Annotated in this window: 5 protein-coding genes and 2 pseudogenes; 2 read left to right on the forward strand and 5 right to left on the reverse strand. The window is 36.5% G+C overall.

The annotated features are described in order from the left end of the window. Window positions 1-15 precede the first annotated feature (15 nt). Window positions 16-1188, forward strand: a complete 1173-nt coding sequence (locus AYS37_RS07210) for an aminotransferase class V-fold PLP-dependent enzyme (RefSeq protein ID WP_001284221.1) — start codon at window positions 16-18, stop codon at window positions 1186-1188. A gap of 95 nt (window positions 1189-1283) precedes the next feature. Next, window positions 1284-2471 carry a transcription termination factor NusA gene (gene nusA, locus AYS37_RS07215; RefSeq protein WP_000411632.1) on the forward strand — a complete coding sequence of 396 codons (1188 nt, stop codon included), beginning with the start codon at window positions 1284-1286 and terminating at the stop codon, window positions 2469-2471. A gap of 796 nt (window positions 2472-3267) precedes the next feature. Here nusA and AYS37_RS09070 read toward each other — a convergent pair. From AYS37_RS09070 to AYS37_RS07240, 5 genes and pseudogenes are all read right to left on the reverse strand, one after another. Continuing rightward, entirely contained in the window at window positions 3268-3801 is a 534-nt protein-coding gene (locus AYS37_RS09070) for a TaqI-like C-terminal specificity domain-containing protein (RefSeq protein ID WP_000948577.1), read from the reverse strand. 96 nt (window positions 3802-3897) lie between these two features. Continuing rightward, a pseudogene (locus tag AYS37_RS07225) lies at window positions 3898-7029 on the reverse strand (type IIG restriction enzyme/methyltransferase); the annotation flags it as partial. A gap of 118 nt (window positions 7030-7147) precedes the next feature. Next, a pseudogene (locus tag AYS37_RS07230) lies at window positions 7148-10062 on the reverse strand (restriction endonuclease). A 2-nt stretch (window positions 10063-10064) separates the two neighbouring features. Beyond that, complete coding sequence (locus AYS37_RS08850; RefSeq protein WP_001874787.1) at window positions 10065-10652, reverse strand: site-specific DNA-methyltransferase; 588 nt, start codon at window positions 10650-10652, stop codon at window positions 10065-10067. 4 nt (window positions 10653-10656) lie between these two features. Then, complete coding sequence (locus tag AYS37_RS07240) at window positions 10657-11973, reverse strand: site-specific DNA-methyltransferase (protein ID WP_001179847.1); 1317 nt, start codon at window positions 11971-11973, stop codon at window positions 10657-10659. Window positions 11974-12005 lie beyond the last annotated feature (32 nt).

A 12005-nucleotide genomic window follows, 5' to 3' on the forward strand; every position in this document is an offset into this window, starting at 1 on the left:
AAACGCGCTTTCATCATGGCTAACATCACGACTAAAGAAACGCTCCTAATAACCCCGGATCTTTTGAAAAACCCTTATCAAAAAATCATCAATGCGAGCACGAGCGTTTTTGATGAAAAGCATGGGCGATCGTTTTTTAGTGCGCAATTTTATGAAAAAATTGAACCTTATTTAAAAGAAGTTTTAACCCATCCCATTGATTTAGAATGCGATCTCAACACCGCTAAAAAAAAGAATCGCTTAACCCCTTTAAAACAGCTTTTTAAGGCGTGTTTTAACACCGAAGAAATTTTGATTGTCAATAACAACACCAGCGCGGTATTCCTCATCGCTAACGCTTTAGCGCAAGAAAAAGAAATCGTTGTTTCTTATGGCGAATTAGTGGGGGGGGATTTTAACCTTAAAGATATTTTATTAAATAGTGGGGCTAGGCTGCATTTAGTAGGGAATACTAGTCGCGCTTATTTAAGGGATTACCGCTTAGCCTTGAATGAAAACAGCAAAATGCTCTTTAAAACCCACAACCCCACTTTCAAAAAAGACACGCCCTTTAAAGATTTACAAGCTCTGGCTAAAGAGCATGATTTGATTGATTATTACAATTTAGGGGATGTGGATTTGTTAAACAGAGCGGCTTTAGAAGAAATTTTAGCCCTAAAGCCATCGCTTTTAAGCTTTAGCGCAGATAAATGCTTTAACAGCGTTCAAGCCGGTATTATTATGGGGCAAAAAGAATGGGTTGAAGCGTTAAAAAACCACCCCCTTTATAGAGCCTTGAGGGTGGGTAAAATCACGCTCACCTTGCTTTTTTGCAGCCTAAAAGCATGGGTCAATCATCAAGAAGAAATTGCAATTCATGCGTTATTGAACCAAACTAAAGACGCCTTATTGCAAAAAGCCCTCAAACTCTACGCCCTTTTAAAGCCTTTAGAATTGAACGTGAGCATAGCGTCTAGCTTTTCTAAAATAGGGAATTTACCCGACAAAGAATTAGAATCCTTTTGCGTGAAAATCCAGCCCAAAAACACCCGCGCTTTAAATGGTGAGAAACTTTATTTAAAGCTTTTTCAAAAAGGCGTTATCGCAAGGATTTCATGCGCATTTGTGTGTTTTGAAGTCTTTAGCCTGAATGAAAAAGATTTGGAAAGAATCGCTCTGGTTTTAGAAGAAATTCTTAATAAGGCTTAAAAATTCGCTATAATAAAATTTCTTTTAAACGTGCCGCTCCCCCACAATAGAGAATGACAGAAAACGACAGAAAATCAATTTAAAGGAACTTAAGAATGGAAAAAATCAGCGATCTTATAGAATGCATTGCGTATGAAAAAAATTTGCCTAAAGAGATGATTTCAAAAGTGATTCAAGGCTGTTTGTTAAAAATGGCGCAAAATGAGTTAGACCCCCTAGCGCGCTACTTGGTGGTTGAAGAAAACAAGCAGCTCCAGCTTATCCAGTTGGTGGAAGTTTTAGAAGACGATGATGAAAGGTTAATTAACGATCCTTCTAAATACATCAGCCTGTCTAAAGCCAAAGAAATGGATCCAAGCGTTAAAATTAAAGACAAATTGTCCTATAGCTTGAGTTTGGAGAGCATGAAGCAAGGAGCGATCAACCGCCTTTTTAAAGATTTGCAATACCAGTTAGAAAAAGCGTTAGAAGACAGCCACTTTGAAGCGTTTCAAAAGCGTCTTAACAGCGTTTTAATGGGGCAAGTGATTTTAGTGGATAAAAATCAAAACACTTTTATTGAGATTGAGCAGCAATTCCAGGGCGTTCTTTCCATGCGCCATCGCATCAAGGGCGAGAGTTTTAAAATAGGCGATAGCATCAAGGCAGTTTTAACGCAAGTCAAGCGCACGAAAAAGGGCTTATTACTAGAGCTGAGCCGCACCACCCCTAAAATGCTTGAAGCTTTGTTGGAATTAGAAGTCCCTGAAATTAAAGATAAAGAAATTGAAATCATCCATTGCGCGCGAATCCCAGGCAACAGAGCGAAAGTGAGCTTTTTTTCCCATAACGCTAGGATTGACCCCATAGGCGCGGCTGTGGGGGTTAAGGGCGTGCGCATTAATGCGATCAGTAACGAATTGAATAAAGAAAACATTGATTGCATAGAGTATTCTAATGTGCCTGAAATTTATACCACTTTAGCGCTCGCTCCAGCCAAAATTTTAAGCGTTGAAATTAAAAAAATCCCTATAGAAGAATTGAGTGCTGAAGAAAAAGAATCCGTTCAAGAGCGTTTTATTGTCAATAACCATTTGCAAAAGGCTAAAGTGCGTTTATTGGACATTGAAAAATCTAAGGCTATCGGTAAAGGCGGGGTGAATGTGTGTTTAGCGTCCATGCTTACAGGCTATCACATAGAGTTTGAAACCATTCCTAGCGTCAAAGAAAACGCAGAAAATGAAAGCGAAAAAGAAACGCAAAAAGTAGGGGTAGAAGCTTTAGAATCTTTGTTTAAGAATTAAGGGTATCTAAAATTCAATCTCTAAAAAAGCTTTTAACTAAATTCAAAAATTGGGAAGAAAGTTTTTTAATGCGACTTTAAATGAGTGGTTTGCAGCTTTTATAAAAATCGTTTTTGTGAGATTAGGATAAAATAACGCTTCACCCCCTAGTTTTTCGCTAGAGATTAGGGGGTAAATTACCTTCAAAGGATTACTATGTCCAAAAAACATGGTAAAAAGCCTTTGGTTGTATTATACTTAAAAATACCTTTTTTTAAGTATAGGGTTAAAATCGTTGTTAAAAAAACCCATTAAGCCAAAGGTTTCCCCTATTTAAGGGGTTTCCTTTAAGGTAAAGCGCTTTTTATTTCTTGCCAATCTTCAATGATTTTAATTTCTTTATTTATAAAGATATTTTTCAAGAAAAAAGTAAGGTCAATAACTTAAGCTCTAAAAATAAGCTTTAAGTTAAAAATTTGCGGTATTGAACAAATATATAACTAAATTCAAAAATTTGGAAGAAAAGTTTTTTAATGCGACTTTAAATGAGTAATTTGTAGCTTTTATAAAAATCGTTTTTGTGAGATTAGGATAAAATCACGCTCACCCCCTAGTTTTTATTTTGCTAGAGATTAGGGGGTAAAATCCACTTTTAGGAGCTTACTATGAAAAATCATCGTAGTAAACACTCTTGGAAAGAATTATACCTAAAAATCAGTTTTTTGGGTTTAAAGTTTGATTTAGTGATTAAACGCTAATTCTTAAAAAGAGTTGCCCCCTAGATTAGGGGGTCATCCTTAAGTGGAAAATCAGCTTTTCACTGCCCCTCTTCAATGGTTTTAATTTCTTCATCGGTGAGGTTGTAGAGCTGATAGACTAAGGCGTCAATTTCCTTTTCTAATTCTTGGGTGTTGGCTTTAGGGTCTTTTTCTTTTGATTGTAGGATTTGCTCTGCGTAATCGGTGATTTTATCGGCTAATTCTTGGTTTTTTTCGGTGATTTTAGGAATGGGTATTTTTTCTAAATTATTTGTTTTTAACTCGCCCTCAATACCCCCTCCCATATAAAACTTACGCATAGCAAAATAAATGCATTTAGAGTTTAGTAAAGCTGTAAGGTATTTTATCTCTATCTTATCGCCTGTAATAATATTTGCAGGTGCTGGAGCATAAAATCCTTTTTCTTCATAAACAAAACAAGGCTCTTTAGCCATAATACAAGGATACACAATTTTCTCTTTTTCAAAATCTTGCAAATAGCTTGCCGCCCACCTTTGTAGGCAATACCATTCATATCTCTTTCCGGTTTCATCTTTATTGCGTTTTAAAAGTTTATCTTTATGTGAAAGCAAGTGAGCATAGATAATAGGATAATGGATAGAAAAATCTTATTCATTTTCTTCCATGTTTTTTGGGTTATCAGTATTTGGAAAATGCCAAGGTATAAAAATAACCCACAAATGCGCCCACTCATAAGAATACCTTTTAATGTCTTTCCCTCTTAAAATAGGCTTGATGAGAGCCTCTGTGCACCCCCTTTCTTCTGGCGTCTTGCAAGCGTTCAAAATCTCTTCTCTTTTTTCAGTGGGAATGATAAAGGCTTCGTTAGCGCCGGTTTTAATCCCGTAATTGATTTGAATACCCCAGTCTTTAAGCGGGGCGCCGACGCTCTCTATTTTGTCCCTTAAGTCCAAAAGCGTGGCGTTGGCAAAAATAAAGCTTTCTGTTGAAAGCGCGTTTTGTTTCATCAAAAGGGAGGGGGTGCTTTTCAAATCGTCTTTATCGTTTGGGGTGGGTTCGTAATATTTAAAGCTGTTCTCTTTAGGGGGCGTTTGTTTGATGAAATTCATGATGCTGGTATCCACTGTGGCGCTCTCAAAGACTTTTAGGGCGTTTAATTCCATGTAGCTGACAAGGGTGGTTTTTTTGAGCAGCAATTCTCTTAATTTAGCGCCGTACTTGGCTCGCGCGTATTTGTTGGAAGTGATGAAAGCGCTAAACCCCTTTTCTTTTAAAAGGTGGTAAGCCAGGGCAAAAAAGTAGGTGTAAATGTCGCTTGAGCTGTTATAGAAATCCTGGTATTGCTTTTCTAATAAAGGCTTTAAGTCTTTGATGTGTTCTTGGCGGATGTAAGGCGGATTACCTATAATGCAATCAAAGCCTAAAAAATTCCCCTCATCGTCTAACACTTCAGGGAATTCAAAACGCCATTCAAACGCATTTTGATACTCTCTACCACTTAAGGCATCATCAAGCTTTTTTCTTAAAGCTCTAATACGCCCATAAGAAGCAAAAGCCTCTTCCTCTTCTTTGGGGCTTAATTTTGGCGTGCCAAAAAGACTTGGGATAACATAATTTAACCCATCTAGCAAACTCTTATCGTCTAGGGCAAAGAAATTGTATTTTTTGATGTGTTTTTCAATAGTCTTTTCAAGCTCTGCTTTGGTTTTAGGGTCTTTGAGCGTGAGGGAAAAAGTGTTTTTTAAGTCTTGGATTTTGTTGATAAGATCTGCTTTATTTAAGGGATAGAGAGGGTTTGGGTCTTTGTATTGGGCGACTAGATCTTTGTATTCTTGGATTTTTTGCTTGATATTGGGGATCTTTTTGAGATCGTCATGCAAGCTAAAGCGTGAGATGAGCGAATTACCGCACTTAATGTTAATATCAATGTTGGGGAGGGTTTCAAGCGCGTTAGTGTTCTTGCCCTCTTCAAAAATGTAATAGCTGTATTTTAAAAGCTCTATCCATAGCCTAAGCTTGGTGATTTCGCAAGAATTGGGGTTAATATCCACGCCAAAAAGGCAGTTTTCAATGATGGATTTTTTAAGTTCAAAAAGTTCTTTTTGGATGTGGTGGTGGGGGTCGTTTTCGCTATGCGCTTTGGTGTAGTTAAAGATTTCACCCGTTTGCGTGTGTTGAATGATGATTTCATCGTTTTCTAATCTGAGAGAGTGGCGATACAAGGAAGTAATAAGCCCTAGCTCATAAGCAATCCACACCATTTCATTGAGCGCTGAAACCAAGAAATGCCCGCTCCCCACCGCCGGATCGCAAATGCGTAAAGTGAGAAGGAGTTGCAAGTATTCTTTAGCGTTTTGATCTGAAAAATTTCTGTCTATTTTTCCTCGCAACGCTTTTAGATCTTTGCAGTCCCACTCATAAATAGCGTTGAATTTATCCAACACGATTGGCGTGATACTCTCTTTACACATGTAGCTTGTGATAAAGCTTGGGGTATAAAAGCTCCCCTCTTTATAGCCGTTGAGTTTTTCAAAAACAAGCCCTAAAACGCTAGGGTTAATCAAACGGCTTTCGCTGGTATCCTTATTATCTTTAATGTCTTCAGGGGTGGTGGTGAATTTATAAAAATGCAAAAATTTAAAAAGGTATTCCAGCAAGGGCAGAGCTTTTTCTTTTTGGTAGTCTTTGTCTTTTTTGAGAATGGATTTAGGGTGAATCTCTAAAGGTTTGTTATTGAGTAATTTGATTTCATGCCCATTTGATTCTAAAGGCGTTTTATCAAACAAACTGGAATTCAAATAAGGGATTTTTCCTAAAATCTTGTCTTCTTTTTCTAAGGAACGCTCGTTATTTTTCTTGGCTAAAACTTCAAAAAAGAGGGTGTTTAGGGCGTTAAAATCTTTAAAGTTTTCTGTGGTTAAGAAAGGTTCTTCAAAATGCTTGAAAGAAATTAAAAGGCTTTCTAAAAGCCGTAAAAACAAGATGCGGTTATTCCAAGCGATGAGTAACGCCATGACTTCTTCATCGTCTAAATTATTGTATTCTTTTTTTAAAGCATCGCTTAGGGAGTTTTTGGTGTGGCTGGGCTTGATTAAAATTTTCCCTTTTTCATTTTTCTCCTCTAACCCTAAAATGTAAAGCAATTCTTCATAAAAATCTTTGTTAAGCGTGTTAGCGTCAAGGGTTTTCCTTTGCTTTAAAAGGACTTCGTGGCTTAAAACTTGGTAAATGAGTTCTTTAAAATCATCGTTCAAATTAAAGTGAGTGTAGCGGAGTTCGCCTTTAAAATCCTTTTTTAAATATTCCTCTAAATCGCTGTAGAATTTTTTGGTGCTAGAGTCTGTGCCTTCTTTTTTAGTGCAATTTTTATGGAGTTTTGTAATGCGTTTATCGTCTTTTAAAAAGAGCAAATCCTTACAATCAAAGAGGAAAAATTCATGCGCGTTGCAAATAATGGCGTGTTTTAGGGAGTTGTTTTTTTCTATCTCTTTTAAAAAATAAAAAACCATTTGACAAAAGGCTTTACTGAGCGGGTTTTCTCTGTCTTTGGGGAATTCGTTCCTATTATTTAAGGCTTTGACTTCAATAAACACCCAAGCTTTTCCATCCACATAGATCGCACTATCCACTTTTTCGTAGGGTTTGCATTCATAGCCATAGGTATTTTTTAAAAAGGAATTGATTTCACTTTTTTGAGTCTCTTCATTATCTTGTCCTTTTGCGTTTTCTAATAAGCTGTTTATTTCTTTTTCAAAATTTTCTATAGTTTCCTTTTTGGGTTCTTGAGGATTGTATTTTTTAATAAAATCTTTGAGCGGGATGTGAGCGAACTTAATCATAAAACGCCTTTGAAATGGGATAAAAACGATTATAACAAAAGCGCCATGAATTTTAAATAAAACGCTTTTCTTTAAAATTGTTCCATGTGAAACATTGGGGTAATTGAACTTATTAACTCTAATCTTTACGATTTAAAACTTCATTGATCAACGCACTTAATTGATCTTTATTTAACTTGGTTTCGTATTCAATATTCACGCCTTGCTTTTTTAAAGCTTCAAAAAATTTCTTAGCGGTTGAAATTTTCCGCTTTTCTTCATCGCGCAATTCGTTTTCATGTTCAACCCCCTTAGTTTCCACCACTAACAACACTTTTTTATCGTTATTTTCAACCACATACCCAAAATCAGGGCTATAAGTTTGATTTAACCCTACCGGGATTTTAACCTTAGGGAGCTTACCAAAAACAATGATTTTAGTGTCGTTAGATTCTTCAATCGTGTCTTTTTCAATCTCGCTCTCCACTTGCATGAAATTTTCATACAGGCATTTTTCTCGTGCGCTTGAATTTTTAATCTCATATTTATCCACCCCCAAACTCCCGTCTAAAAATTCTCTGATTTCTCCTTTTTCATCATAAAACGCATCGTTTTTTCTGTTTTTAATCATCGTTTCGCGCATTTGATAGGAGATTTTATCTTCAATATTTTGATAAATGATTTCCAAAAACAGCTCTTCTAACCGCCTTAAGCCCTCTTGTTCGTTTTTTTTAATTTCATTAAACTTGTTTTCATCAATGTTTTCTAACACTTTAGCCACGCTTTTAAAACTCAATTTCACCTTATTAGACAAGGCGCTGACAAATTCATGCAGACTCCACACGCATGCGCTTTCTCGATCAATAGTATTTGTAATAGAGTTATTTCCCATCGTCTCTACTTTTTTATGCATCGTAACCGAAACCTTTTTTGAACTGACCTTAAAAGAAGCATTGATTTTTTTGACAATCTCTTCAATCAAGCTCTCGCTATCCATAGCATAAGCGATCCTAGCTTGATGATTCAAACCCGCCCATAAGGTTTCAAATTTTTTAAAATTTTCTTTATTGATTTTGATTTTTTCAGTTTTTCGCTCGTTTTTATTCCTCACTCTGGAATTACCAATCAAGCGATCTTTTAAAAAATCTTTTAATTTTTCAAAATCCAGGTATTTTTCATCTTTTAATTTTCTAGTTCCGGCTCTTTTTTTAAAAATTCGTTTTGATTAAGAGTGAGTTTAAAGTTTTCATCATCTGTTTTTTCTCCAAAACCCAAACCCTCCAATGTTTCAAACAAAACCCCATAATACCCTTTTTTAACCATGCCGCTTTTTTCTAGCTCTTCTGCGCTAAATACTTGTTTGATCAAGCTGTGTTCGCTTATCTCTTGCTGGATCGCTCCCACAAAATCCCCCTCAACTTGCGGCACGATCACCACCAATTCATTGACAAAATCAAAATCAGCATGCTCTTTAGTGATGCGTTCGCCCTTATCATTCACAGCGAGCCTTAACCCCCTACCGATTTGTTGCAATTTAGTGATATTGGAATGGCTAGGGGCTAATTTGCAAATCGTCATCACATTAGGGTTATCCCACCCCTCTTGCAACGCCCATTGCGAAAAAATAAACCTAAGATCGGAATCAAAACTCAGCAATTTTTCTTTTTCTTTTAAAATGAGCGCGATCACTTGGGCTTCATCGCTCTCTTTCTTGCTTTTAGCAAAATACCCTCCATGCACTTTGTAAATAGCGTCTTTGGTGCGCTCTAAATACGCTCTATAATTTTCATCTAAAGGCTTTTTTAAGACTTCTTCAAGCTTTTGTTGGTAGAGTTTTTCAAATAAAAGGGCTAATTTAGCCGGCTTTTCATTTTCGCTTAAATAGCTATTCACCCCGCTAATAAACACCATGCACAAGGCTTTAATCCTTTTTTTAAAAAGCCCTTCTTCTCTTTCAAAATGGCTTTTTATCGCTTCTTTCAACATCACTTCTTGCTCGCCCTCTAAAAGATGAGAAAAAGACTCTTTTTGATCCAGCAACAAATTAAAGCCATTGAGAAAACGAACCTCAGTTTTAGTGATATTTTCTACAATGTAATCTTCTAAAGCGCTGATTTGAGTTAGCGCGCCTAAATTATCATGCGTTTTGACCTTGACGCTTTGAGTTTTATTTTCTAAATCCGTGTAGTTAATTGCAGCTTCATAGTCGTTTTGTGTCTTTACAACCCCTTTAAGCTCTAAAAAACACTCGTTACTCTCCCCCACAGACGCCACGCTAATGCTTTTCACTAGGGCGCAATCAAACGCTTTTTTGCTATCTAGCGCGTAAATCAAATTCTTATAATCATCTTTAAAAGTCGCCCCAAACCTGAGCGTGATTAAAGCGTTTAATTGTTCCAAATATTTTTTTGTTTTATCGCCTAAAAATCGGTGCGGTTCGTCCATGATTACGATGGGGCGCATACTCGCTAAAGCTTGCATGTAACTTTTTGCACCATTGAATAGATTCGTGTTTTCTAAGCATGATTGATTAATAGTGTTTTTCTCTTTATTAAAAGCAGAAAAAGTCATCACCAACACGCAGCATTTATGGTTGCTCGCTAGAATAAATCTTTCTACATCTTCATAGCTTTCTAAATGCGTGTTAGAATACTCGCTTTTAAAAAATTCTCTGGTGATTTCAATACTCTTTAAAACCCCTAATTTAATGGCGTTGCTTGGCACTAAAACGATGAATTTTGACAAATGGTAGTTTTTGTGCAAGGCATAAACGCACTCCAAAAAGCAAAAGGTCTTCCCGGTGCCTGTTTCCATTAAAATATCGCAGTTTAACGACTTATCAATCCCCACGCTTCCCTGGGTTATTTTTTGCTCGGATCGCAAATTCTCAATATTTTCTAATAAAACATCCTTGATCGCCTCTATTTCAAAAATAGGGTTAGAAATCCTTTGAGCGTCATTTTCTGGCTCTCTCAAATAGATCCCCTTAAACACCCCTAAAATTTGATTCAAGCATTTTTCTTGATAATCCAATCGTTTGAATTTGATTTTCATCTCTACCCCCTAATCTTTAAATCGCCGCTCTCTAATTTCAAATCCAACAAATTACTGCCCAATTCCAAACACAGCCTGTCGTTACTGATAGCGGGCATATACACGCTGATTTTTTCCACCCCTTTATCTTTCAAGTTTTCTAAAACTTCGCTCATTTCTATATCCCCCACAATGAAAGCCGTATTTAAAGCCAGATACAAGGCGTTTTCAATCAAGCAAATTATAGGGGTGGTGAGTTCCAAACCCTCGCAGCCTAAAAGCTTGATTAAAATCGTTTGAGTTTCTCTTTTTTTTGGGTTAGAATAAGCGAACAAATCCTTTTGATGGGCTTCGCCCAGATTTTTATCGTTAGCATGCGTTTCATCATCAACGATTTCAAACGCTCTAAACCCCACATCTAAATCGGGGCAAGCTTCTTTTATTTTAGCCCCCGCTCTTTTAATCCTTTCTTCGGTGATGTCAAAAATGCTCGGGGAGGTGGATTTTAAGGTGTTTAAACAAAAATCATAAGCGCTTTTGTTTTTCTTGGGATCAATTTTTTCATCTAATTGGACGAGAATGAAGCGCCTTTCTTTAAATGCGGCGTTCAAGCCATTAAATAACCCCCCCCCCCTCACTTAATTTTTGATAATCGCTCTTATTACTCTCTAACACGGCATGCGCGGTTGTCCCGCTCCCGGCGAAAAAGTCTAAGATGAGATCGCCTGAATTTGTAGAAGTTGAATGCAGAATGATTTTTTTCATAAATTCTACGCCTTTTGGATAAGGAAAATATTCTCCCATTCCCAAATTTAAAAGCTCTTTAGTCGCCGCTTGGTTCATATAACAATTATCGCTAAATATCAAACTATCAAAAGTTTTTTGCGTGGTTTTTAAATCTTTCAAATAGCGTTTGTAAATAAAACCCCTTTCATTATCTTTATGCTCTTTTTTAAAGCAAATCCGCCCCTCATCAATGTGTTTTTGTATCGTATTTTGTGAAAAACGCCAAAACATACTCACAGGCGGATAATCCACTTTGTTTGTGTAAGGGTTAGTAACTCCAAAATACCCTGTTTTCATGTTCCCGCTTTTTGCACTAGGGTCAGCACTAATCCACGCTCCATTAGGGTCGTTATCGGGGTTTTTGTAATTTTCTAAATTCTTTTCTCCGCCCAAGAGATTTGTATAATTTTTATCTTTAGCATAGCAAAGTAAAAACTCATGCTGGTAATTTAATCCGATTTTTGCATCATTTGTTGTGGATTTTGTTTTACGGATAAAGTCTCCAACAAAATTCCCCTCCCCAAAAATTTCATCGCATAAAAGTTTGAGTTGGGCGCATTCGTTATCGTCAATGCTGATGAAAATCACGCCGTCTTGTTTGAGCAAATCTCTAGCGAGCAGCAATCTGGGATACATGAAACTAAGCCACCCGCTATGGCATTTTGACCCAAAAAGATTCTTGATGTAATCCAGCTTTTCTTTAGAATAATCCAATGTTTTTAAAACCTCTTCATTGGATTGCGAGAAATCATCGCCATAGATAAAACTCTCGTTTTTCGTGTTGTAAGGCGGATCAATGTAAATCATTTTGATTTTTTCACTATAGCTTTGTTTTAAGATTTTGAGAGCGTCTAAATTATCGCCCTTGATGAGAACGTGCTTGCTAGTGGATTCGTTTAAGGGCTTTAAAATCTTATGATTTTTCTTAAAAGCTTGATTTAAGGCGATTTTCTTACCCACAAAATCCAACCCATAGCCCTCTTCTTTTATCTCGCTAAAATCCCCAAGTAACGCTTTTAATTTTTTTGTATCCAGCGTGAGTTGGTTATCATTTTCTATACTCAAGCAACCGGGAAAATAACGATTGAAAACCTCTACATTTTTTTCATTAACGCTTTTTTCTCCACCAATTTCTTTATTTTGCATCTCTATCCTTTATTTTATAATGATTTAAATTA

Source organism: Helicobacter pylori NQ4053, assembly GCF_000274605.1.
Taxonomy (GTDB): domain Bacteria; phylum Campylobacterota; class Campylobacteria; order Campylobacterales; family Helicobacteraceae; genus Helicobacter; species Helicobacter pylori_CV.